Here is a 23,160-nt window from a genome sequence, read left to right as displayed (position 1 = left end):
GATAATATTTTGCTTACATGTTAACAAGACATGAGGACTGGGCTTGAATAATGAAAAGAAGACTCGCTCGCAGTATTTTACTGTGTCTAGGCGCTACGATGACTTTGACTGCGTGTCAAAATGCACCCAATGTGGTGGATCAGGTTCGTATTGCACAGAACACATTGGAAACTAAGGCGGACAACACAACTTTATATTGTTCAGGTGTTGAGAATTGTGAGTTTGAGCGAATTGGTGACATTGCGGTCATTGATGCAAAAACTCATCGGATTAGCCAACAGGCGATGGAACGCGGCATTGTACGCTTACATGGTTCAGTATTTAGCCGCAAACAGCAGGTCTATTTAAGCGTACCAGCCAAGCAATATGAAGTCGTCATTCGTTTCTATCCGATTTCTCCTGATCGTTCTGAAACTTTCCATGTGATTCATGCATTTAAACCGCATGTGCGCTATACCTTTAAAATGTACCGAGACCGAACACGTCGTTCAGGCAGTTTACTTAATGTTTCTGTACCTGATCCATTGTGTGTAGATTTACAGCAAGAGCAACACACCATTCGCCGTTTCTGTCGTCCATTTGACGTCAGTACAGGTCTTGGTGAGTTTGTTGAGAAAAAGGTTTAATAGGCTCGCAGTGTTATCGCTGCACATAGGAAAATTGGAAAAATAAATGTCGAAGCATATTTTAATTTTAGCGGGTGATGGCATTGGTCCTGAAATCGTAGCAGCTGCTGAAAAGGTTTTAACCAAGGTCAATGATAAATTTAATTTAGGTTTGACATGGGAACATGGTTTGCTCGGTGGTTCTGCAATTGATGCACACGGCGAACCGTACCCAACAGTGACCAGTGAACAGGCGAAAAAAGCCGATGCAATTTTATTAGGTGCAGTGGGTGGTCCGAAGTGGGATAGCATTGAGCGTTCAATTCGCCCTGAACGTGGCTTGTTAAAAATTCGAAGTGAACTCAATTTATTCGCCAACTTACGTCCTGCGATTTTGTATCCACAATTGGCAGATGCATCTAGCTTAAAACCTGAAATCGTTGCCGGTCTTGATATTCTCATTGTTCGTGAGTTAACGGGTGGGATCTATTTTGGTCAGCCACGTGGTATTCGTGAACTCGAAAATGGTGAAAAGCAGGGTTATAACACTGACGTCTATTCAGAAAGTGAAATCAAACGCATCGCCAAAGTTGCTTTTGAGTTGGCTGGATTACGTGGTGGCAAGGTCTGTTCGGTGGATAAAGCCAATGTACTTGAAGTAACGGAATTGTGGAAACAAACCGTCACTGACTTGCAGCAAGCACAGTATTCAAATATTCAGTTGTCGCATATGTATGTAGATAACGCAGCAATGCAGTTGGTACGCGCACCTAAGCAATTTGACGTGATTGTCACAGGTAATTTGTTCGGTGATATCTTGTCTGACGAAGCCGCGATGTTGACGGGTTCAATTGGTATGTTGCCATCTGCTTCATTAGATGAAAATGGCAAAGGTATGTATGAACCATGTCATGGTTCTGCGCCAGATATTGCAGGTCAGAATATTGCCAATCCATTGGCAACAGTGCTTTCAGTAGCAATGATGTTGCGCTATACCTTCCGTGAAGAAGCAGCAGCGAAAGCAATTGAAGATGCGGTCGGTCAGGTGTTAGACCAAGGTTTACGTACTGCCGATATTATGTCGGAAGGTATGAACAAGGTCGGTACTGATGCGATGGGTGAGGCTGTAGTTACAGCATTAAACTAAGCCTTGCAGGCTATAAAAAAACGCAGCATGAGCTGCGTTTTTTATTTGATAAATCAGCAGGCCTTACCCTCATAACGAATTGATTGTGCAATTTGTTGTTGATCCAGCTCAAAAATAATATGGCATTTTAAGTTCAGATCATAAGCACTGCCTGCATTGCCAGCAGTTTGAATCGGAATATTCTGAGCGCCAAGTTCGGTTGATTGTGCAATCGGAATCGGGATACGGACGGGACGAATCACGGTATAAATCAGTTGATTATTTTGCTTAACCGGTTGGGCCAGTGTTTGGAAACCTAAGGGTTTTAAGTCGAGCTGTTGCTGGATGGTCTGCGCAGATTGCCCAATAAACGGCTTTAGATAGTCGGGTAGACTAATATTTGGCTGGTTTGATGTCGCACAAGCTTGTAAACCGAGAAGCGTACAGAACAACAGGTACTTATAATTTTTCATTATGATCATCCTTTATCTTTTTGATCTTTTCTTATTCAATGGCAAAAGTGCAGGAGTGTCGAGAGCATTTATGTGAATTGCTAAAAAGATACAATCTTGTCTACTTTTGGACAATGTTCAAGCCCAGCAAAATATGCTTAGATAATGATGATAATTAAGCGATTTGGACAACTTCATGCGCAAAATAATATTTGGCTTGATCTGTGGGGCAATGGCGACATTGAGCTATGCGGATAACTGCGAAAATGCCCGTAATACTTATGATGATATCTACTGTACCAATAAAATTTTTGCCAGTGCAGATGCTGATTTAAATAAAAACTATCAGCAATTACGCAAACAGCTGAGCGATACACAACAAAAAATTTTAAAAAAATCACAACTGGCGTGGATTCGCCATCGTGATGCAGAATGTAGTGATGATTCCAAGAGTACGGTTTATGTGCAATGCCAATTGAACGCAACGCAAGAACGCAATAACTGGCTGCAAGAGCGTATCCGTGAATGCCAGACGGTGGGGTGTAAAACCACACGGCTCAGTGAATAAACTTTCGTATCAGCAATAAAAAAAGCCACATGATGTGGCTTTTTTGCATTCACTAATCTGACTTAGCGCGCACGATAAGTGATACGACCCTTAGTTAAATCATAAGGTGTCATTTCAACTTTAACACTGTCACCTGTCAAAATACGGATATAGTGTTTACGCATTTTACCAGAAATGTGAGCAATAACTTCGTGACCGTTTTCTAAACGTACACGGAACATCGTATTAGGAAGCGTTTCGGTGACAACGCCTTCGAACTCAATGAGTTCCTCTTTATTGGCCATAGCCTACCTGAGATCAAATTGGGAAGGCGCAAATTATAGTCAATTTATTTAAAATTTACAAGATCAAGTCTGTTAGAGGCTGTCAGATATTAACCGAAAGGAACTGTCAGACAATTCGCGATTTTTTTTAACAAAATAAGCAGAATATTGTTGTCAGTTTGGTCAATCAACGTTAATCTAAAATTGTTGTTCATTGTCATAATAACGTATCTACAGGGAAGGGCACAGCGTGGGTCAGCTAACAGATGCATCAGTTGTATTGCGCTTTGGTTATCAGGCAATTCGTAAAGCAGGATTACCAACTGAAGAGATTTTAACAAAGGCCGGCGTGGCATTAAATCAAGTGGATACCAATGCAAGAACGCCGCTAAGTGCACAAAATGCGTTCTGGATCGCTGCACAGGATGTGAGTAACGATCCTGATATCGGGCTTCATCTCGGTGAACATCTACCACTTTATCGTGGGCAAGTGATTGAACATTTATTTATTAGTAGTGAAACCTTTGGTGAAGGCTTAAAGCGCGCCTTGGCTTATCAACGCCTGATCAGTGATGCTTTCGATGCCAAACTGGTGATTGAAGATGGTCGCTGTTACTTGAGCAATGGCGAACAGTATTGGCCAGATAATTTGGTCAACCGTCATTTCTCTGAATGTGCCATGTCAGGCATTTTACGTTTCTTTAAATTTATTACCGAAGGTCAGTTTCACCCGATTTATATTGATTTTAACTTCAATGAGGGCGCTGCTGATGACGAATACTTTAGAGTCTATGGCTGCCCAGTGAGCTTGGGGCAAAAAGAAACCCGCCTTTATTTTGATGCGGCCGTACTGGATTATCCGTTATGGCAAGCAGAGCCTGAATTATTACAATTGCATGAGCAATTGGCGATTGAGAAATTACAAGAACTGGCGCGTTACGATCTGGTTGGTGAAGTCCGCCGTGCCATTGGCTCAACCCTTGAAAGTGGTGAAACGACTCTAGAGACGGTAGCGGCACAGTTGAATATCACGCCGCGCCGTTTAAGAACCCAACTCAGTGAGGCCAATACCAGTTTTCAGCAAATTCTTTCGGATTATCGTTGCCGTTTGGCGAAAAAGCTGTTGGCGAATACCAATGAAAGTGTCGAGCGGATTGTGTATTTAACGGGTTTCTCTGAACCAAGTACCTTCTATCGTGCCTTTAAGCGTTGGACCAATGAAACGCCAGTTGAATATCGCAAGCGTAAACAACGTTAATTGATTCCGAATAAAAAAGCCTTATCACTGCGATAAGGCTTTTTTATTATTCAGCTAAATTCAACCAGTGTGGACCTAAAGGCAACTGCGGTAAGTCAAATTCATCTGGGTAATAAGATTGAATAAAGTATAGACCATCAGGTGGGGCAGTAATGCCAGCAGCAGTACGATCTTCTGCGGCAAACATGGTATCAATATGGTCGATTTCATACTGACCTTGCCCAATTTCAAGCAGGCAACCCATGATATTGCGTACCATATGGTGCAAGAAACCATCCGCTTGAATATCTAAGACCAGATAACGGCCATGTTCGAATAAGCGACAGTGTTTTACATGACGTACAGGTTGATTGGATTGACAGGCTGCAGCACGAAAAGTCTCAAAATTATGCGTACCCTCGAATTTTGCAGCGGCAGTAATCATCTTTTGCACATCAAGCTTTTGATAAAGATGGGTGACCTGTTTATATAACAAGGCAGGGCGAGTCGGGGCGTTATACACCACATAGCGATAACGACGAGCCACCGCTTTAAAACGTGCATGGAAATTTTCATCCATACATTTAATCCACTGGATTGAAATGTCTTTGGGCAATTGACTATTGGCACCACGAATCCAGCCTTGTTCTGGGCGAATGGCTTCGGTGTCGAAATGTGCCACCATATTGGTCGCATGTACACCAGCATCCGTTCGTCCAGCACCATGTAACATAATTGGCTGATTGGCAATACGACTCAGCACTTTTTCTATGGTTTCCTGAACAGTGATAACGCCAGCCTGTTGGGTTTGCCAACCACGGTATTGAGTACCGCAAAATTCAATACCGATTGCATAACGTTGCATGTTCTAACCTCAGAATTAATGTTGATGCCAATGTTCGAACCATTGTTCGTGGGTCGGATATTTTAAATACATTTGCAAGACTTTTGCATATAAATCGGCATGGCTATGACAATCATTGACTAAAACTTTGGCAGATTGAATCCATGAGCTGACCGCATAGCGTTGATCAAGTTGCCCAAAGGTCACTTGAGTGCTGATAATCGGTAAACATTGTTTTTGATAAAGTTGTTCAAAAATCGCCAGAATTTCATCATTCACTGCAATATTGCCTGTGCCAAAGCCTTGTAAAACCAAAAAATGAGGTGGGTTAAGTAGAAGATTTTTTAATTGTAAAATAAATTGTTGTTTCGCAATCGGTTGTAACATCAAATTCAGGACACTCAGTTGAGCAGCTTGCTCAATCTGTTCATTTTGGACAATCAAAGCATCAGCAGTGGTGTTACAGCTCTGGTCTGCTTTGATGCCAACAAAGGCATCTAATTCAGTGGTATGGGCTTTTAAAGTACTTTGCGCATGAAAGACTTGCTCATGGAAGGCAAGATAAACACCACTTGGCAAGGTAAGCACTTGCTCCAGTGCTAAATTTAGATTACCAATTGCATCGGTGAATTCACGGGTATCATTGCCTTCAATATTCAATAATGGATATTGGCTGCCCGTAATGATGGCGTGGCAAGAATGGCCTAAAAAACGTGCCAGTGTTGCCGCAGCATAACTCAGTGTATCCGTTCCATGAATGATGACAAAATGCTGAAAGCCATTGAGTTGTAATTGTTGGATTTGTTGTACCAATTTCAACCAATCGGTTGCGGTACAGGCACTGCTGTCTTTAATGCTAGGCGCAGCGAAACATTCAACCTGCAAATGTGGTGGAATCACCTTCGCTAATAAAGGTAAAAAATCCTGTTCAGGCATTGGTATCAAGGGTTCACCAATACAACCAAACGTCCCACCCATATAAATTAAAGCGATTGTTTTCATCATAAAAAAAGCAGCCTGAGAGACTGCTTATATTAGACTGATCAAATTCAGGAAGCTATTTTATTCAGTAAATTTTCTGAACGTTGTTGTTGTTCTGCATTGAATGCCTGATTGTTTTTTAACAACTCACGTGCAGAATCATAGGCACCCAGTTCAATATACTGCTCTGCAAGCTCTAAATTCAACTGCGCTTCATCAAGCTGTTGTAGGTCTGGGAAAGACTGGGCCAATGGGTCATGAACTGTAATCGCTGCTGCAGGTGTTGCCGCAGGCGTGATCAATTCAGGTTGTGTTTCAACTACAGCTGGTTCTGCAATGTCAAATGAAAACGTTGTGGTTTCAAGTGGTGCAGGTTGTTCAGTTTTTTCTACGGTAGGTTCAAAATTAAAATCTAAGCTTGGTGCCGCTTCTTCTAGAGGTGATTTTTCTGCAACGGGCTGAGATGCAAGCTCTAAAGAAGTAAAGTTAAAATCAAGCTCAGGTTTCAGGTCTTCAGTTTTTGCTTCTTCAATGCTTGGTGCTGTTGGTTCTAAGTTAAACGAAAACTCAAGTGGCTGCTGTTCTTTACTCTCAGATGTTTCAACTGGAGACTGTGCAGGCACGGCTTCATCAGCAGGCTTCTGTTCAAAGGAGAAATTAAAGTCTAAAGGTTGAACTTCAGGTGCAGCTTCTACAGGCTTTGCTTCTTCTGTCGGTGCAGCATATTCTGATTGTAAGTCATCAAATGATTGTGCAGCTGGTGTTTGGACTAAAGCATCAAAGTCAGCAGCATTGTTTTGAAGCTGTGGTTCAGATGTAGGTGTTTGCTGAAAACTATGTGATGCTAAATTAAATTCAATCGAATCAGGCTGTTTATTCTGCTCGTATTCACGATGCTTCGCTTCAGCTGCTTGTGCAATATCTTCCAGTTTTAAGGCATGAATATGTTTGATCAATTGATCAATCGCCAAATCATCTTTTTGCTTTAAATGAATATCCAGTAAAAACAAATACAATTCATGTTGAGAATTGTCTTGTTTTAAGGCTTGATTGATTTGTGCCTCGGCAGACTGAAAGTTACCACTTTGAATTTGTTGTTCAAGTTTTTGACGTAAGCTTTCAGAAATTGCTGTAGTCGTTGGAGGTGCTGCTGGCTCTTGTTCTTCACGTACGAGCGTGGTTCGTGAAGCAGATCGTGTCGCTGCTTTTTTTGTCGTTTTGCTTGCACCTTTTTTAGGTGCAGTATTGGCTTGATTGCTTTCACGTTTTTTTAAAACGATAGCTACAATCAGTACAATGACGAGCAGTACAATGATTATAGTTGACATGATCTATACCCCTTAAAGATAGAGCCGCTTTTATGCAAATTTATGAGAATATTCTCGTAACCTAGCGTGTTGGCTTTTTAGTGTCCTGTTGCGCCTTCAACTGATCTTGCAGTTCAGCAAGTCGAGCATTTAACAGCTGAATACGTTGTTCCTTCTGACGTAGTGCCAATTCTAACTGTGTTACGTTTCTTTGTAATGTAACGGTTTTTTCTCGTGCTGTCATAACTTTTAATGATAAATCGGCACTGGTTTTTTGCTGTAATGTGTCTTTTTTGGCACTTCCAGTACTGGAATCTTGATTACTCTCAGCCACCAGAGACATTTCAGCTTGTTGTAACCGATATTTGGCTTTTCCTACGGCTGGACGCTGTGTTTGTGCCGCAATTTGATTGGTGTTCTTATTCTGCTGTGTAGATGTGGCAGTAAGATTAAAGTTTAAATGTGAGCCCTGTCTAAGGCGGTTGGCGTTGCCCCCAATAAAGGCATGTTCATTTTGTGCTTTGATTTGATTCATGACCTGAGCAACAGGCTGCTGCGTTTGCCCTGCAATATGTTGTGCAATACTCCATAAGGATTCATTCCGTTGCACCACATGCTGTTGGGCTTTGTCATCGTTTGTTGCTGCTTTTGTCGGGAGCTTCTTTTTGGCCGCTTGGACTGTCTCTTTCACTGGATCAGGTGTTTTTGCTTTTTCTTTGGTTTCAATCGGTTTACGTTCAGCTACTTTGAGTTCCTCATCCAATGCAGTACTTTGCTTGGTAGCGGCCGTATTCACAGTTTGAGTACTTTCCTGTTTGACAGGCACTGTTTTTGGCTGCTCTGGTACTTTTTCTGCGATAGGCGTTGCTGGCTGTGGCACGGAGCTCGCCGCTGCCGCAGTTGCTTCTACTTTCACGGCTGGAGCGATTGAAACTGCACTGGCAGCTGTTGTTGTCGTACTTGGCTTTGATGTTTCTAATACAGGTGGAAGGGTAAACGGTGCATTGAGGAGTGTTTCTTGTTTTAAGTTTTGCTCTTGTGAATTTGCATTTGTAACATTAAAGCGTGTGCTTTCAGGTAGGTTTAAAGCGATATCTTTTTCACTGACAATAAACTTGGGTGTGAGTGATTTTTCATTGGCATTCTTCGCTAGAGGTGCTTTCGCGACTTGGCGCATAGGTTGGCGAATATGCTTTAAATGAGATGCGCCACCTTCCTGAATTTTTAAAATAATATTCAGTTCAGCATCGGTCATGGGGCGTGATGAAGTGATCACAATCACGCCTTCACCTTGATTATTACGGCGTGTAAAAAAATTAAGATTAGCGGGGGGCTGATGCGCAGCGCCAAGCATCAATAAATCTTCAGGTGTTGCCAAACTGACGTCTAATTTAGAATTGGCATCGGCTTGGTGGAAACTCATTTCGGCATAAAGAAGTTCACCAGGCGCCGACTGGATTTGAATTGGATCAAGCGTAATTGCATAAAGGTGTTGCGAAGAAATGATGGCTAAAATGGCAATTTTTAATTTGTTATAAACAGTCATCTCGATCCATGAAAAAGTGATGTTATGGTCTGGAAAAAGTATACATTACCGTGATGTAAATGAATTGTAAATTATTCATCTTTCGTCGCAAGAAAAAAGCCGATCAAATGTGATCGGCTTTTGATTTTTAGGAATTTTTGCTTAAGCGTTCTTGTATTCCACCAGAATACGAAGCATACGGCGTAATGGCTCTGCAGCACCCCAAAGCAGTTGGTCACCAACAGTGAATGCACCAAGATATTCTTTACCCATATTGAGCTTACGCAAACGGCCAACAGGAACAGTTAAAGTACCTGTGACTGCAACAGGGGTAAGATCTGTCATAGAGGCTTCACGAGTATTCGGAACGACTTTTGCCCATTGGCTAGAGTTGCGAATCATGTCTTCGATTTCATCAAGTGGCACATCTTTTTTCAATTTCAATGTGATTGCTTGAGAGTGGCAACGCATTGCACCAATACGCACACAGTGACCATCAATTGGAACGATTTGTTGATTACCTAAAATCTTGTTGGTTTCAACCTGACCTTTCCATTCTTCTTTCGATTGACCGCTTTCGAGTTGTTTGTCGATATACGGAATTAATGAACCCGCCAATGGCACGCCAAAGTTTGCTTTCGGGAAGCCTTCTCCACGTTGTAATTCTGCGATTTGACGGTCAATATCAAGGATTGCAGATTTAGGGTCATCCAATAATGCCTTAGTATTGTTATACAAATAACCCATACCTGTGATCAGTTCACGCATGTTCTGCGCACCCGCACCAGACGCTGCTTGATAGGTCATTGAAGTCGCCCATTCCACTAAATTATTTTGGAACAGTGAACCTAAGCCCATCAACATCAATGAAACGGTACAGTTACCGCCAACGAAAGTTTTAGTACCGTTGACTAAACCATCCTTGATCACGTTTAAGTTGACTGGATCAAGAACGATGATTGCGTCATCTGCCATACGCAGCGTAGATGCGGCATCAATCCAATAGCCATCCCAACCTTCAGCTTTAAGCTTCGGGAAAACTTCAGAGGTATAATCACCACCTTGGCAGGTTAAAATGACATCCATTTGCTTCAGACTGTTAATGTCTGTTGCATCCATAAGTGCTGGGGCAGTCTTACCACCAAATGAAGGTGCTTCGCCACCTGCATTACTGGTAGAGAAATAGAATGGCTCAATATGAGCAAAATCATTCTCTTCAACCATACGTTGCATCAGGACAGAACCAACCATCCCACGCCAACCGACCAGACCTACTTTCATGTCATTGTGCCTCGGTATGTAAAAAATTTTAAAGGGGTTTGAGTGTATCAAAAGTGCCCACAACTGCAAGCTTTACTGAAATAAAACAGTGCGTTTATTGAGTGGAATATCTTGTTTATATTAGATAGAAAATTGATAAAGCGAAAACTTTATTGTAAATCTATGCTACCCCAAAGAGAAAAATGAACATGATATGGATTCAGATTTGCGCAGCGCTGGTGATATGGCTTTCATTTTGGTCTTTGATCCCCAGAGATGAATGGTGGTTTCGGGGTGCAGACTTTCCGAGATTACAAATATTAGCACTTGGGATCATCACATTTTTTGCGATGTTATTTGTACTTTCCGATTGGACCTTGAGTACTGAACTGCTCTTTCTCGGGCTGGTTGCAGCGATAGCCTATCAGCTTAAAATGGTGTTGCCTTATACGCCGTTATGGCGCAAGCAAGTCAAAAAAGTCAAAAAGACGCAACTCAATCCAGAGCAACAAATTTCCTTATTGGTGGCAAATGTACTGACACCTAATCACAAATATCATCTGTTACTTGAACAGATTGAAATTTTAAAGCCAGATTTGGTACTTACGCTGGAGTCGAATGCTGAATGGCAGCAAGCGCTGAGCCCAATTGAAGACGATTATCCTTTCCGTGTGGCAGTACCCTTAGAAAACCTATATGGCATGCATCTTTATAGTCGTTTGCCCTTAAACGACACCGAAGTTAAATTTATTTTGAGTAATGAAATTCCATCGATTCATACTGCAGTGACTTTGCCATCAGGCGTGCAAGTGCAGTTGTATTGTTTGCACCCTAAACCACCGAGTCCAACAGAGGCCAAAGATTCGACCTTAAGAGATGCCGAATTACTGATTGTGGGTGATCAGATTGAAGATATTGATCAGAGCTGTATCGTGATGGGGGATTTGAATGATGTGGCATGGTCAAGAACAACGCGTTTATTTCAGCGGATTAGTGGCTTGCTTGATCCTCGAGTCGGGCGCTATTTTATGAATACCTTCCATGCGGATTATCCGCTGTTACGCTGGTCATTGGATCATATCTTTCATAGTACCGATTTTGGTTTGGTCGATATGAAGCGCCTGCCACATATTGGTTCAGATCATTTTCCGGTGTATGTGGTCTTACAAACAGGACGGGTGTTTGAACAGCAGCAACAATCGTTGCAGCAGACCGCTGAGGATGAGCAGGAGGCTCAGGAAGCCATACAAGATGGAATCGAAAAGGCGGAGCAAGAGGAGAAGCCGGTGACAGATCCTTTAGCTCAACCACATAAACAACAAATGGAAAACTGATTCAGCGAGAAGATGTGTGCGCAATTAGCTGATTTTAAAGTTTACCTAATCAATGTACGTTATTTCGTACATAGATTTAAGTCTGCAACGAATAGTGCTACATCGTTAAAAGGTTTATTCTAAATACATCAGCACAAGGACGCAGGAATGGATTTCCGCTTAAGGATAGCAACGCTGAGATGGAAAAGTCATCATGGATATGATGCATGCGATGGACGCAGGATAATAAAAGTAGTTTGAAAGCACAACCTCATTTGCCCGAGTTTTGCAGGATGCAGAACTCGGGTTTTAATTTTTTAGCCCGATTATATATGGCTTATTGTTGTGGCTTTCTGCCAGAGGGTGGTTCGCCAAGATCTGGTTTTGATGCTGGTAATTTTTCGCCCGATTTAGGGATCAACTGTTGGGTAACTGGAAGATGAATGTCTAAGGTTGGGCAACTGCTCCAATGGGTTTGGGCATCGGGCAAATTAGATGAATATTGTGTTGGGTAACGAACTAATAAAGTGTCATCACCTTGTGGAATTCTAAAGCCAAACTCAAAAGTTTTAACTTCATAAGGTTGTAAAACCTGCACAGTATATTGCTCTGCCGAACATCTTAAATATTGATCGGGAAGCAGAAGTATTTTCCCAGACATTGCCCGAAGTTCTACTGGATGACATTGAGGAATTTTTTCAAATATATAATTCGGCGTTGTATTTTTAATATTGATTTGAACGATTTGAGAGGGACTACTTTGCTGAGTTCCAGCAATTTGAGGCTGCTTAGTCCCAGCATCAATGAAATATATACTACGTTGTATGCCAGTACATTCATCATTTACGGCATCAGGGAAGGTAACAAAATAATCATATTGATCTTCCTCCTCATCATCTTTACCTTTATCGCCAGTGACAGGCGGATTTCCTCCACCAGGTAATGGTTTTTGTGTACCGGAGCCACTACCACCTAGACTCACATTGGCAACAGAAAAGTTTTCTCCACAGGCGGTTAAGACAACCACTGAAGTAAAAGAAAAAGTTACGAGCAATAAGCTTCTCATTGTTATTTATCCTTAAAAATATAAGGCACTTGTAGTTTTATCTGAGTATCGTACTGGTAGACACCAAAGCGAAATTGATAATGTGCATCATCTTTTTCTTGGTCTTGATCACAATGCTGAATCGCGGCATTTAAAAGTTGTTTTGCCATGTCTTGCCAAAGTGTAATACTCAACTGCCGAAGTGCCTCAACAGATTGTGCTGTTAATTTTTCGGCATGTACAGCTTGTTCGAGATGGGTAAAGGGTTTCTCACTGATAAAGTTATCAATCCCTGCAGCCAAATGGTCACTGAGATTGGCAGAAAACAGGGCTTTACTTTCTTGCATTTGGTTATCTGGGGTAAAGCTATGTTGTTGTAATACGACCTCTTGATCGATTTGCACAACTACACCTAAACGCTGTAATTCAAACAAAATCGAGCGCGGATGCTTTTCTGTTGAAATGTGTTTAACCAAGGCTTCAAAACTATTTTCCTCACCGGAAACAGGAATTTGATGGGGGAGATCAAGGGCAATCCAGCGGGCAATGACGCGGGCAGGAACACTAATGGCAAAATTAGGAGTCTCATTGGTGACTTGATTGGCTTGTTGTCGAAAAGCGCTGACATCTTTACGATGCAGTCCCGATAATAAACTGACTGCTGAATCGGTTTTATTCTGTTTGATTCGTTCTAATTCAACCAAGGCTTGTTCATAAAAAATTGGTTTTAGCGCAGCCACGAAATCGGTATAGCCAACACCTGAATGGATTAACCAACGTGCGATATGCTGCATCATGGGATAAATGCTATCCAATGTCGTTTCTGCATCTTGCGGAATCACACCTTGTGCATTCAATTCAGATGACGCTGTGTTGATGACTTGGTCTGTTGGTTTTACCATTAGAACACCTTAAGAACGGATTCGGTTAAGTCATTGGCTGACACAATTTTTAATGCCCGCTTAGTGAAGGAAAGGATTCAGCGCCCGCATTGTCGATATTGAAATGAGTAAAGGAAACACTCATAGAAATGTCTAAACTTTCGACACAATGCCACCAACCTAGCGGAATGAATAAGGCCTCGCCCTCATTCAGGATACATTCGATTTTGCTGCTATGGGCAAAATCTGGAAATGATTTCACTATATCAGGACGATGAGGATCGGCAATTCTACTAAATACGGCGACATCATTATAGAGGTGTGGTGTTTGCATTGCAGGAATCAGGGTGACTTTTTTCCGTCCATAAATTTGTACTAAAAAGTTATTGGTCAAATCATGGTGTAAGGGGGTAAAGGCACCTTTAGGGCCAAACCAGATGAAGCTACGATCATAGACTTGGGCGTGGTCCGTATAGCCATGAAAATGATCAATATCTTGAAACAATGCAGCCAGACTAGATTGGCTAGCTTTGGCATTGTTCGCTGTCATATAAAAATTATTGGAATGTGGGGTTTGTTCGATTAAATCAACAAAATCACTCATCCGCATTTTGGTTTTATGTTGAATCGAGTTACGTTCAAATAAAGGATCTTGTTCACGATTGAACTGAACTTCAATTTCTTGTGTACCGACAGCCTGTTTGAAATATTGTGGTGACCATTTGTGTAAAGCAGGCCAATGCTGGATAGCATCAGTCAAAATTACCGGTAAGTTTCGGCTGTAATACTGTTGGATAAAATCTGCAAAATCAGGTTTTGAAATTCGTTTAATAAGCTGATATTCAGGATTTAAACGGGCAAAACGATCTAAAGTATGCAGCAGCCAATTACGTTTTTTGAGTAGGAAGTGCTGCTCTTCGGCGATTTGAAAATAAGGATGCTGCTTTAACTGTACCCATTCGAATGCAATATCATTTTCATTAAATCCTTGCTTCATCAATGACTGATAAATCTCAGCTTTGCTTAAACCATCCAGTAGCATCTGAGCCAACCATTTTTTTTGCTCTGGTGTAAATGTACTGCTGAGTTGGGTTTGTTCTGCAGCTGCTGCCTGTTCAAGTTCTCGGTAGTGCTGCTCTTCAGTGTATATCGGAGCAGAAAAATCTTTATTCAGGTCAATTAAACCTTCACGCAACAGAATATTGGCTAAATCAATTGGCGCACAACCACGCTCTAAATTTTCCTCTAACCATGCCTGCCATTCTTTCGGTAAAGCATTGAATTGTCTTGCTAAGTTTTCTTGAGCATCCATACCTTCCAACCATCAATAAAAAATGATTTTACCTTTCGTTATTAATTTACGCATAAACATATTTGCACTCAAGAATAAAAGTGTTAAATTTTCACATACACAAATATGTGAAAAAATCACACAGAGGGTGATGCAATGAAAAATATATGGACTCAACTAGCACTTAGCGTAACTTGCGCAATCTTGGTGGGCTGTGGATCTGATAATGATTCAGATTCAACACCGACCCCAACACCAACACCTACCCCGACTCCAACGCCTACACCTACACCGACCCCAACACCTACCCCGACTCCAACACCTACACCCACTCCAACGCCCACCCCGACTCCTACACCAACTCCAGTCGTGGCTGATCGTTTTGTGGGTTCATGGTTGGGTGGATTCTGTCATAAGGGAGCACGAACCAATTTAACAGTACATAAGACCTCCGATAATAGTGTTCGCTTTACGACGGAAACCCGTCAATTTGAAAAAGAGGATTGTACTGGTGCAGTCATTAAAACTTACGATGTTGCATCAGATGATGCACTGATTAGCGAGATTGCAGCGACTGAAACCAGCGGTACAACCACGGCAAACCGAGTGAAATATAGTGATCGCTATCGACCAAATGGAATTGCTTCAGCTTATGCCTTTAAAGGTGACGGCATGTGTGCAGTGAGTGAAACTGCAAATATCAAGGATATTCAAACTTATATGGATTCAGTCGATCCATCTAAAGTTGTCACTTGTTATACCCGTACCAATGTCGAAGGTTATAGCTTATTAAAACCGACAGTGAAGAATGCGACTGCAAGTTATCGTATTTTGGATAACCAGCCATCTTGGGATAATTTCTTGGCACAAGCCAATGAGCAGGGTGGTCAAGGTTTTGCCTTAGCAGCTACGTCTTTGGATGTAAAAAAAGCCAATAGCGATTTCCCTGAACCTAAAAACTTATATGTCAAAAACAATGCTTCAACTGATACCTATAGCTATAAAATTGCTGACATCACCACCAATGTGATTGCAAATAGATATGTGCTCAAATTAGCTGAAATGAAAAAACAAGGTCAGTCTGGCTTTATTTATAAGTCGTTCTTGAGAGAGGATCCAAGCAATACTTATAAATATTTATTTGTGAAAAATGATAAGAAACCCGCAACCTATACTTATGACAATCGTTTCTTAACCAATAAAACCAGAGCAAGTATTCTCGCTGCATTCAATGAGCTCGGCGCACAAGGTTGTAAATTAATCTTTGCGGGTGAAGACTTCACAACCAATGGCACTAAGGATGACATGTATTACATCCCAACTTGTGTAAATAGCAGCACCCATAATGGAACCTATAGCTATCGTTATTTTGAAATGCCAAAAACAGAAGCTGGATTCTATGATGACAATCCAACCAAGCTTGATTTATTACTGAAACAACAAGCGGCTGAAGGTTATCACTTAATTGATAAAGACAATGCGATTGGGTTCTTTAATACCAAGGGTTATTTATTTGAACGTGATAGTGAAAGCACAGCCAATATTGAATCTAAAGTCTTTAAAGAAGATGCGATTTATAAATTGGATTTACCGAGCGAAATTCAAAACCGTTTACAAGATCAAGGTAACTTGGGTTGGTTCATTAATGTTAAATTGGGTTCGGTGTATAGCAACACCCCAACTTATTTTGATTTGAGTACTGGTGTGATTTTCCCGAATTAATTGTGGTTATTGTTTGAGTAATAAGCCGCTTCATTGATTCATGAGGCGGCTTTTTTAGCTTAATAGATTTTGTCGAAACCTTCGGCACGGGTTTTAAAACGACGGTGGAACCACATCCATTGCGTAGGTGCGATACGAAGTTGAGCTTCAATAATTTTATTCACTCGAATCGCATCATCGACTTCATTTTCACTTGGCATATTGTCCACAACAGGCTCAATCAGTACTTTATATTGTGGATTGCGAACATCGCCATAACGATAGAAATACAATGGGATTGCAACCGCTTTCGAAATTTTGAGTAAACGACGATGAGCAGTCACGGTTGCCGCTGGAACACCAAAGAAAGGAGCCATCACGCCTTGTTTTAAACCAAAATCTTGATCAGGACTATACCAGATTGCACCACCATCTTTGAGTCGACGGATCAAACCACGCATATCATCGTGATCGATTTGATGTTGATAAATGGTGGCACGACAGCGATAAATCAGCATATCCAACAGCGGATTGTTTTGTGGGCGATACACCACATCGGGTTCAAAATATTGAGAACAGATATAACCGCCTGCATCTAATAAGGTGCTGTGGGTGCCGAGTAATAACACGCCTTTACCTTGTGCTTTTGCATCGGTGATATGTTCTAAGCCTTCAATACTATGGCGGCCTTTAAACCATTTGGGGCAGTACCAAGCATTGAGGGTTTCAAATACACCAAGCATCATATCCACAAAAACTTGTTTGGCTTGCGTTTCAACCTCGGCAGGTGACCACTCTGGAAAACACAACTCTAAATTCTGAAGTGTGGTTTTACGGCGTGATTTGAGCACACGCCAGCATAAAGCGGCCAAACCATGTGCCAAGCGCCATTGAATAGCCCATGGGAGAATGACCAATAGCATAAGAAATAGAATGGCGATCCAAATTTTCCAGTATTTGGGTAATAGAAATTTCCATTGAAATTCGCCAGGGATATAAGACTGATTTTGACTCATAAACTTAGTAAAGAGAATAACGTTGAATTTCAGAGCAGTGTAACATGAAGTGAGTTTGGCAACTTTAAATGTAAAATAATACTAAAGCTGTTTTAGTGTCTCTAGCGACACAAAAAGGACATCTATACGTTCATAGATTGAAACAAGATACTGAATAAGCCTTGCTAACATGCCCAGCAAAGAGATTAGGTTAATAAGGTTTCCAACCAAAATTTGAAGGTTTGAACTTTTGGAAGAGTCGCTTTGTTAAAGGGAATATCGATCCAATAACCATACTTGCTTTGGATATCCGTATCTATCATCGTTTTTAGAGTACCTATATTGAGTTCATTCCGAATCATAGGTTTATCGATAATCGCAATACCATAACCAGCAACAGCAGCTTGAATCACTTGTTCTGTTGTTGAAAATTCGATTGCACAATGTGAATCGCTTAAATCTATATAATGGTTTTGTTTTAACCAGATTTGCCATGTATCTAGTCTTTTACGGTTATATAACACATGGATAAGAGGATAGTCTTGAAGATTGGGAGCAAGTTCATCTTTAAATAGTTGTGGGCTGGCGACCATTACATAGTCTTCTTTTAATAATAAGCTGCTTTGACAATGGTGGGCCGGTGAGAGGCCAAATCGAATACGAATATCCGTATCTACAGCAACTTCAGTGTTTTCAGCATCTTGAGTATAGTTCACTGTAAATGAATAGTCTTTGTTGGTAAGCAAAAAGTTTTTTAAATTTGGGGAGAGAATTCGATTACACCATGTTGGTGGGGCCTCAATATTGAGTTTTGTGCGGATGTTTTTTGCTCTAAATTTGAGTGTGGATGCTTCAATTTGATCAAACACAATTTGCATATCATTTGCGAACTCGAGACCATGAGAGGTGAGTTCGATTCCTTTGGGTGATCTCAGAAAAAGCTGAACGCCTAAATATTCTTCTAGTAATTTGATTTGTCTGCTGACAGCCCCATGCGTCAGACAGAGAGATTGTGCTGCATGAGAGAAATTTAAATGCTTAACCACCTCTTCAAAGATGCGTAAAGCGTTCATGGGAGGTAATTGTCGCATCCATACGTCCTTTTATCATATCCTTGATATTTATAAGATGAAGATTAAAGCCATGTTTCCTGATTTAATGGTTAATCTTCATCACAATCCATTGTACTAAGTCTAGCATAGCGTATATTTTGGATGATGTGCTTTAACTATAAAAATAATTTTTATAATTTAAATAAGGAGTATTCTATCGGTTGGTTAAAAATAATAAGCAAGTGAAATATATGTTTTTTGATTCCAGTTATTATTTGATCCTTGTGCTAAACCATTTTGATCACCAAGGTAGGGATCATACTTTCCGATTAAATGCTCTGCTTGAATGGTAAGGTCTTTAATTTTAAATGCAATACCTGGAATAACTCTATAACTATCAGTATTGCTATGCTTTTTATTGATATAACCACTGATATTGAGATAAGGGCGAATGGATTGTGCATATTCAAAATGATATGGAATTAAGTAGCTAAACTCAGTTGAAAAAAAGTCTCCTTGCGTTGCTGAATTATAAGAATAGTCAAATCCGCCCAAGCTAATATGATCAGGACTCAAGCGGTCTTTATTATCAATGTCTTGATGACCAAATAATAATTTGCTATTCCAACTTTGATAATTAAAATCAGCAAAAATAGACCATACTTGACGTGATCCTGTGCTGGAATAATTTTTGTTTTCGATGTCTGAGTACCAGACCGATGTACCAAGTTGATAGTTGAGGTCAGCATAGTTTGAAGAGTATGCATAACGGGCAATGATCATGTTTTTTTCTTGGGTATTGGTTCCATTCTCAACATAATCATCGGCATTGACCATATTAATACTGAAGTGCCGTGCATCTTTTGAATGCCCTCTAAAATTGCCACCATCAATTGGATAGAAAGCTAAAGATAATTGATTTTTATCAGTTTTGAATTGATAGTTAATCCCAATATTGTGTACATCTTCAAGACCCATCACATTGGCAATGCCAAGAAAAAAGGTATTTCCCCAATAACGATCTAATCCAAATGGGACTGGGTTTAAACCTGCAATGATTTTATTGTTTGGATTGATTTTATAGCCAAGCCAAGCATCTGTTAACCAGCTTGCATCACCGATATGACCATAATATTCATATAGACGGTAATCTAGCCCGCCAATAAGCGTTGCAGACTCATAGTTGAGCGCTAAGATCGCATCACTAAAAGAAAATTTACTACTACTCGGGTTGGCGTCATGGTCATAGACATATTTACCTCGGATTGCACCACCCACATTTAATTGACCTAAACTTGAAGTTGGTTCGCCAATTTTTATTCCAGAATAAATGGTTTGACTTATTACTAAACTACCTATGAAAAGTAGAGTTTTAATTGGTGCTGATTTTATTTTTAACATTTTTCATCCTTGAAAATAAATTTAATTTTAATTTCCTTGTTTTTGGTTAATAAAACATATTTGAGGTTTTATTTATAATGAAAATTTAACAATTGCTATGAATTTAATTCACAGCAGTGTGAGTTTTTTTAATATTAGATTTTTTAATAGTGTTGTGAATTAATTTGCATTTTATTTTTATTTAAAACGAGGGATGGTAATAGCAGTTTATTCGATCAAGGAAAGTACATGGATAATTTAACTGCTGCAGTTTATATCGGCGAGGGATTTGAAGGTGAGGGGGTCAATGCATCACATATCAATATTTTAATTGGTCCACGTGGTGGTCCTGTCGGACAGGCTTTTGCAAATAGTCTGTCTTCACCATCTCAAGGTCATTGTCCATTTATGGTGATTGCTCAACCCAATATCCCCGTGAAACCAATGACTTTGTATGTCAATAAAGCGGAAATTCAAGGGGATTTGCATGCAAATGCGACTTGGGGGGCATCACAAGCGGGTATTGCTAAGGCCATCAATGAAGCACTCTCGTCTGGGATATTTCCTCCTGAGGCTGAAAATGAGTGGGCCATTGTCACCGCGAATTGGGTTAATCCGAGTTGTAATGATTTGGATGAGGTGTATCACAATAATTACAACGCTTGTGTTCGGGCAATTCATGCAGCATTGAATTATTTACCGCTAAAGAATGATTTAGTCGCACTCAAACAAATCAAAAATCCATTTTATACCCCTAAACACTAAGGTTGAAGACCATGGAATATATCAATTTAGGAAATTCAGGTTTAAAAGTTTCGCGCCTATGTTTAGGCACCATGAATATGGGTTCATCTTCTTGGAAACCCTGGATTTTTAATGCTGAGCAAAGTGCTCCAATTATTAAATATGCACTGGATTCAGGGGTCAATTTTATTGATCTTGCTGATTTTTATTCGGCAGGAAAAGGCGAAGAAGTTGTTGGTGGAATTATTCATAAACTGGTCAATCGTGATGAGGTGGTCATCACCACAAAAGTTGGCTATGGAACAGGTGGAGGCATCAATCAAACAGGACATTCTAGAAAGAATATCCTCAGTAGTATCGATCAATCTTTAAAACGCATTGGTACGGATTATGTCGACATTTATATGCTGCACTTTTTTGATGTCGATAGCCCAGTAGATGAAACGCTTGCTGCCATGAATGAAATTATCAAGTCTGGAAAAGCACGTTATTTTGGTGTGTCTACCATGACCGTTGGGCAGTTGGCAAAAATCTTAATCTCATGTGAGCGCAATGGTTTTGTCAAACCAATCAATATGCAGTTGCAACTGAACTGTGCTTATCGGGAAGAAGAACGGGAAATGATTCCTTTCTGTATTGATCAAGGGATTGGCGTTTCAGTATTCAGCCCATTAGCCCGTGGCATTTTAAGTGGTGAAATGAGTTCAACCCGAAATACCACCGATTTCTTTACCCAGCAGATGTATAACGACGCTGTGAGTTTTGAAATTGTAAAATCGGTGAACAAAGTGGCCCAAAATAAAAATTTAACAATGGCACAGGTTGCACAGGCTTGGGTACTGCAGCGCCCTGGCATTCACAGTATGTTGGTCGGCGCTGATAATGTAGATCAATTTAAAACTGCAATTCAAGCCCTAGAGACCCAATTCAACGACGATGAATTATATGAAATTGATCGTAATTATACCCCTTGCGATCTGATTAATGATTATACCAGTGAGAAGCGTATTTCGCGCATTGCTCGTGAGGCTAAAGGCTGTTTTGTAGATGTAGGGGTGTAATAAGATGTTAAATTTAAAGAAAAATACCAGTTTTATCAATGGTCAGTGGTTGGCAGGTCAAGCCAATACTTATCCTGTTTTTAATCCAGCAAATGCGCAAGAAGTGAGTCAGGTTCTAAAATGCGGTGCTGAAGAAACAGAACATGCAATTGTGGCAGCTGATCATGCTTTAGAAACATGGAAAAAAACACTTGCCGCTGAGCGAACACAAGTCTTGAAACGCTGGGGTGAATTGATGCTGGAGTATCGGCAGCAATTGGCAGAGATTCTTGTGGAGGAACAAGGTAAGCCTTTAGCTGAGGCTTTAGGTGAGGTGGTCTATGCTGCCAGTTTCTTTGAGTGGTTTGCTGAGGAAGCGAAACGTAACTACGGCGATATTATCCCTACATTTAAAGCGCAAACAAAAATCATGGTCACCAAGGAGCCTGTTGGTGTCGTTGCCGCGATTACCCCTTGGAATTTTCCATTAGCAATGGTGACACGTAAAGTTGCCCCAGCCTTGGCTGCGGGCTGCACTATGATTTTAAAACCTTCGGAAGAAACACCTCTGTCAGCTTTTGCACTTGCAGTTCTGGCAGAGCAAGCGGGTGTGCCTGCAGGGGTATTTAATGTTGTTTCTGGGAATGCGCAGGAGATTGGCGCAACTTTACAGCACTCAGAGAAAGTGAAAAAAATCAGTTTTACGGGGTCTACTGTGACGGGCAAATTATTAATGCGTCAAGCTGCGGATACTTTAAAGAAAACCTCATTTGAACTTGGTGGAAATGCCCCTTTTATTGTGTTCGAAGATGCTGATTTAGAGGCGGCGGTTGAGGGTGCAATGGCATCAAAATATAGAAATACTGGGCAGACCTGTGTTTGTGTCAACCGATTTTATATTCATGAAAAGGTCTATGAATCATTTGTTGAACTTCTCACGGCAGAGGTTCAGAAACTCAAAGTTGGTCATGGTTTTGTAGAGGGTGTAACGCAAGGGCCATTAATTAATCAGGCTGCGATGGCAAAAGTGCAGCGTCACATTGATGATGCCTTAGCAAAGGGTGGTTCAATTGTGACGGGTGGTAAAGCGCATCAGTTGGGTGGGCTCTTTTATGAACCTACGATCATTAAGCATGCCAATGACAAAATGCTAGTCGCGCATGAGGAAACCTTTGGGCCTGTCGCAGCATGTTTTTCCTTCGCTTCGGATCAGGAAGCGATTGCACTGGCAAACAACACCCAATATGGGCTGTCTGCATATTTCTATACCAAAGATCTAAAGAGAACGTGGTGGGTTGCAGATCAATTGCAAGTCGGAATGGTGGGAATCAATGAGGGTATTATTTCGACGGCAGTAGCACCTTTTGGTGGCGTGAAAGAGTCCGGTTTTGGTCGTGAAGGGTCGAAATATGGCTTAGACGAGTATCAAAACATTAAGTACATCTTGCTCGGTGGCCTTGCTTAATTGACGGACGAGGATAGATCTCAAAGGAACTGATCTGAGGTCTATCGATGAGGTGTCGTCATTACTTTTTTAAGTTTTTTGGATA

At 40.8% G+C, this 23,160-nt stretch carries 22 protein-coding genes; 9 read left to right on the top strand and 13 right to left on the bottom strand.

The features are described 5' to 3' along the window. Positions 1-50: 50 nt before the first annotated feature. The gene (locus F902_RS00900; protein ID WP_026057512.1) at positions 51-626 is read left to right on the top strand and encodes a hypothetical protein; all 576 of its coding nucleotides are present in this window, start codon (positions 51-53) and stop codon (positions 624-626) included. 46 nt (positions 627-672) lie between these two features. Next, positions 673-1,752, top strand: a complete 1,080-nt coding sequence (gene leuB, locus F902_RS00895; RefSeq protein WP_004802492.1) for a 3-isopropylmalate dehydrogenase — start codon at positions 673-675, stop codon at positions 1,750-1,752. Between the two features lie 53 nt (positions 1,753-1,805). On the opposite strand, the gene F902_RS00890 is transcribed toward leuB, so the two are convergent. Continuing rightward, positions 1,806-2,204, bottom strand: a complete 399-nt coding sequence (locus F902_RS00890) for a hypothetical protein (RefSeq protein WP_004802495.1) — start codon at positions 2,202-2,204, stop codon at positions 1,806-1,808. A gap of 175 nt (positions 2,205-2,379) precedes the next feature. On the opposite strand from F902_RS00890, the gene F902_RS00885 reads away from it, so the two are divergent. Continuing rightward, entirely contained in the window at positions 2,380-2,751 is a 372-nt protein-coding gene (locus tag F902_RS00885) for a lysozyme inhibitor LprI family protein (RefSeq protein WP_004656039.1), read from the top strand. A 62-nt stretch (positions 2,752-2,813) separates the two neighbouring features. On the opposite strand, the gene infA is transcribed toward F902_RS00885, so the two are convergent. Next, positions 2,814-3,035, bottom strand: coding sequence for a translation initiation factor IF-1 (gene infA / locus F902_RS00880; RefSeq protein ID WP_001284370.1), 222 nt, complete (start codon positions 3,033-3,035; stop codon positions 2,814-2,816). 229 nt (positions 3,036-3,264) lie between these two features. Here infA and F902_RS00875 point away from each other — a divergent pair, with 229 nt between their 5' ends. After that, positions 3,265-4,272, top strand: a complete 1,008-nt coding sequence (locus F902_RS00875; RefSeq protein ID WP_004656037.1) for an AraC family transcriptional regulator — start codon at positions 3,265-3,267, stop codon at positions 4,270-4,272. Positions 4,273-4,318: 46 nt separating this feature from the next. On the opposite strand, the gene truA is transcribed toward F902_RS00875, so the two are convergent. The 5 genes from truA to asd form a co-directional block, all read right to left on the bottom strand. Further along, entirely contained in the window at positions 4,319-5,116 is a 798-nt protein-coding gene (gene truA, locus F902_RS00870) for a tRNA pseudouridine(38-40) synthase TruA (protein WP_005200325.1), read from the bottom strand. Positions 5,117-5,131: 15 nt separating this feature from the next. Next, on the bottom strand, positions 5,132-6,100 hold the full coding sequence (locus F902_RS00865) for an asparaginase domain-containing protein (RefSeq protein ID WP_005200323.1): 969 nt from the start codon (positions 6,098-6,100) through the stop codon (positions 5,132-5,134). A gap of 44 nt (positions 6,101-6,144) precedes the next feature. After that, a complete protein-coding gene (locus tag F902_RS00860; protein WP_005200321.1) occupies positions 6,145-7,404 on the bottom strand; it encodes a hypothetical protein in 1,260 nt (419 codons plus the stop codon). A 61-nt stretch (positions 7,405-7,465) separates the two neighbouring features. Beyond that, positions 7,466-8,929: a FimV/HubP-related protein gene (locus F902_RS00855; protein WP_005200320.1), complete on the bottom strand. Its 1,464-nt coding sequence runs from the start codon at positions 8,927-8,929 to the stop codon at positions 7,466-7,468. A 141-nt stretch (positions 8,930-9,070) separates the two neighbouring features. Further along, on the bottom strand, positions 9,071-10,189 hold the full coding sequence (asd, locus tag F902_RS00850; RefSeq protein WP_005200318.1) for an aspartate-semialdehyde dehydrogenase: 1,119 nt from the start codon (positions 10,187-10,189) through the stop codon (positions 9,071-9,073). Between the two features lie 188 nt (positions 10,190-10,377). On the opposite strand from asd, the gene F902_RS00845 reads away from it, so the two are divergent. Then, positions 10,378-11,502 carry an endonuclease/exonuclease/phosphatase family protein gene (locus F902_RS00845; protein ID WP_005200316.1) on the top strand — a complete coding sequence of 375 codons (1,125 nt, stop codon included), beginning with the start codon at positions 10,378-10,380 and terminating at the stop codon, positions 11,500-11,502. A gap of 316 nt (positions 11,503-11,818) precedes the next feature. On the opposite strand, the gene F902_RS00840 is transcribed toward F902_RS00845, so the two are convergent. From F902_RS00840 to F902_RS00830, 3 genes are read right to left on the bottom strand one after another with little or no spacing between them, the layout of a single operon-like run. After that, the gene (locus tag F902_RS00840; protein WP_005200314.1) at positions 11,819-12,547 is read right to left on the bottom strand and encodes a hypothetical protein; all 729 of its coding nucleotides are present in this window, start codon (positions 12,545-12,547) and stop codon (positions 11,819-11,821) included. Positions 12,548-12,549: 2 nt separating this feature from the next. Then, on the bottom strand, positions 12,550-13,428 hold the full coding sequence (locus tag F902_RS00835) for a DUF6502 family protein (RefSeq protein ID WP_005200313.1): 879 nt from the start codon (positions 13,426-13,428) through the stop codon (positions 12,550-12,552). 49 nt (positions 13,429-13,477) lie between these two features. Beyond that, positions 13,478-14,719: a cupin-like domain-containing protein gene (locus F902_RS00830; protein ID WP_005200311.1), complete on the bottom strand. Its 1,242-nt coding sequence runs from the start codon at positions 14,717-14,719 to the stop codon at positions 13,478-13,480. A 135-nt stretch (positions 14,720-14,854) separates the two neighbouring features. Between F902_RS00830 and F902_RS00825 the strand changes: the two genes are divergently transcribed. Then, entirely contained in the window at positions 14,855-16,420 is a 1,566-nt protein-coding gene (locus F902_RS00825; RefSeq protein ID WP_005200309.1) for a PT dipeptide repeat lipoprotein, read from the top strand. 59 nt (positions 16,421-16,479) lie between these two features. On the opposite strand, the gene F902_RS00820 is transcribed toward F902_RS00825, so the two are convergent. From F902_RS00820 to F902_RS00810, 3 genes are all read right to left on the bottom strand, one after another. Next, positions 16,480-17,415 carry an LpxL/LpxP family acyltransferase gene (locus tag F902_RS00820; RefSeq protein ID WP_005200307.1) on the bottom strand — a complete coding sequence of 312 codons (936 nt, stop codon included), beginning with the start codon at positions 17,413-17,415 and terminating at the stop codon, positions 16,480-16,482. Between the two features lie 185 nt (positions 17,416-17,600). Then, positions 17,601-18,485 (bottom strand): LysR family transcriptional regulator, encoded by an 885-nt coding sequence (locus tag F902_RS00815; RefSeq protein WP_004802518.1) that lies wholly within the window; start codon positions 18,483-18,485, stop codon positions 17,601-17,603. 186 nt (positions 18,486-18,671) lie between these two features. Then, the gene (locus tag F902_RS00810) at positions 18,672-19,847 is read right to left on the bottom strand and encodes a hypothetical protein (protein WP_005200300.1); all 1,176 of its coding nucleotides are present in this window, start codon (positions 19,845-19,847) and stop codon (positions 18,672-18,674) included. 228 nt (positions 19,848-20,075) lie between these two features. On the opposite strand from F902_RS00810, the gene fae reads away from it, so the two are divergent. The 3 genes from fae to F902_RS00795 are packed head-to-tail and all read left to right on the top strand — an operon-like array spanning position 20,076 to position 23,075. Further along, complete coding sequence (gene fae / locus F902_RS00805) at positions 20,076-20,591, top strand: formaldehyde-activating enzyme (RefSeq protein WP_005200298.1); 516 nt, start codon at positions 20,076-20,078, stop codon at positions 20,589-20,591. A gap of 11 nt (positions 20,592-20,602) precedes the next feature. Further along, positions 20,603-21,631, top strand: coding sequence for an aldo/keto reductase (locus tag F902_RS00800; protein WP_005200296.1), 1,029 nt, complete (start codon positions 20,603-20,605; stop codon positions 21,629-21,631). A 4-nt stretch (positions 21,632-21,635) separates the two neighbouring features. After that, positions 21,636-23,075 carry an NAD-dependent succinate-semialdehyde dehydrogenase gene (locus F902_RS00795; RefSeq protein ID WP_005200294.1) on the top strand — a complete coding sequence of 480 codons (1,440 nt, stop codon included), beginning with the start codon at positions 21,636-21,638 and terminating at the stop codon, positions 23,073-23,075. Positions 23,076-23,160 lie beyond the last annotated feature (85 nt).

The sequence above is a fragment of the Acinetobacter higginsii genome (assembly GCF_000369525.1).
GTDB lineage: Bacteria > Pseudomonadota > Gammaproteobacteria > Pseudomonadales > Moraxellaceae > Acinetobacter > Acinetobacter higginsii.
The sequence above is the reverse complement of the archived record's forward strand: the minus strand, read 5'-3'. Positions and strand labels throughout refer to the sequence as shown.

Excerpts from the sequence above, each read along its gene's own strand:
- truA (WP_005200325.1), bottom strand. The coding sequence starts at position 5,116 with ATGCAACGTTATGCAATCGGTATTGAATTTTGCGGTACTCAATACCGT.
- leuB (WP_004802492.1), top strand. The coding sequence starts at position 673 with ATGTCGAAGCATATTTTAATTTTAGCGGGTGATGGCATTGGTCCTGAA.
- F902_RS00800 (WP_005200296.1), top strand. The coding sequence starts at position 20,603 with ATGGAATATATCAATTTAGGAAATTCAGGTTTAAAAGTTTCGCGCCTA.
- F902_RS00840 (WP_005200314.1), bottom strand. The coding sequence starts at position 12,547 with ATGAGAAGCTTATTGCTCGTAACTTTTTCTTTTACTTCAGTGGTTGTC.
- F902_RS00795 (WP_005200294.1), top strand. The coding sequence starts at position 21,636 with ATGTTAAATTTAAAGAAAAATACCAGTTTTATCAATGGTCAGTGGTTG.
- F902_RS00855 (WP_005200320.1), bottom strand. The coding sequence starts at position 8,929 with ATGACTGTTTATAACAAATTAAAAATTGCCATTTTAGCCATCATTTCT.
- F902_RS00825 (WP_005200309.1), top strand. The coding sequence starts at position 14,855 with ATGAAAAATATATGGACTCAACTAGCACTTAGCGTAACTTGCGCAATC.
- F902_RS00830 (WP_005200311.1), bottom strand. The coding sequence starts at position 14,719 with ATGGATGCTCAAGAAAACTTAGCAAGACAATTCAATGCTTTACCGAAA.
- F902_RS00835 (WP_005200313.1), bottom strand. The coding sequence starts at position 13,428 with ATGGTAAAACCAACAGACCAAGTCATCAACACAGCGTCATCTGAATTG.
- F902_RS00900 (WP_026057512.1), top strand. The coding sequence starts at position 51 with ATGAAAAGAAGACTCGCTCGCAGTATTTTACTGTGTCTAGGCGCTACG.
- asd (WP_005200318.1), bottom strand. The coding sequence starts at position 10,189 with ATGAAAGTAGGTCTGGTCGGTTGGCGTGGGATGGTTGGTTCTGTCCTG.
- F902_RS00815 (WP_004802518.1), bottom strand. The coding sequence starts at position 18,485 with ATGCGACAATTACCTCCCATGAACGCTTTACGCATCTTTGAAGAGGTG.
- F902_RS00865 (WP_005200323.1), bottom strand. The coding sequence starts at position 6,100 with ATGATGAAAACAATCGCTTTAATTTATATGGGTGGGACGTTTGGTTGT.
- F902_RS00810 (WP_005200300.1), bottom strand. The coding sequence starts at position 19,847 with ATGTTAAAAATAAAATCAGCACCAATTAAAACTCTACTTTTCATAGGT.
- F902_RS00845 (WP_005200316.1), top strand. The coding sequence starts at position 10,378 with ATGATATGGATTCAGATTTGCGCAGCGCTGGTGATATGGCTTTCATTT.
- F902_RS00820 (WP_005200307.1), bottom strand. The coding sequence starts at position 17,415 with ATGAGTCAAAATCAGTCTTATATCCCTGGCGAATTTCAATGGAAATTT.
- F902_RS00890 (WP_004802495.1), bottom strand. The coding sequence starts at position 2,204 with ATGAAAAATTATAAGTACCTGTTGTTCTGTACGCTTCTCGGTTTACAA.
- F902_RS00885 (WP_004656039.1), top strand. The coding sequence starts at position 2,380 with ATGCGCAAAATAATATTTGGCTTGATCTGTGGGGCAATGGCGACATTG.
- fae (WP_005200298.1), top strand. The coding sequence starts at position 20,076 with ATGGATAATTTAACTGCTGCAGTTTATATCGGCGAGGGATTTGAAGGT.
- infA (WP_001284370.1), bottom strand. The coding sequence starts at position 3,035 with ATGGCCAATAAAGAGGAACTCATTGAGTTCGAAGGCGTTGTCACCGAA.
- F902_RS00860 (WP_005200321.1), bottom strand. The coding sequence starts at position 7,404 with ATGTCAACTATAATCATTGTACTGCTCGTCATTGTACTGATTGTAGCT.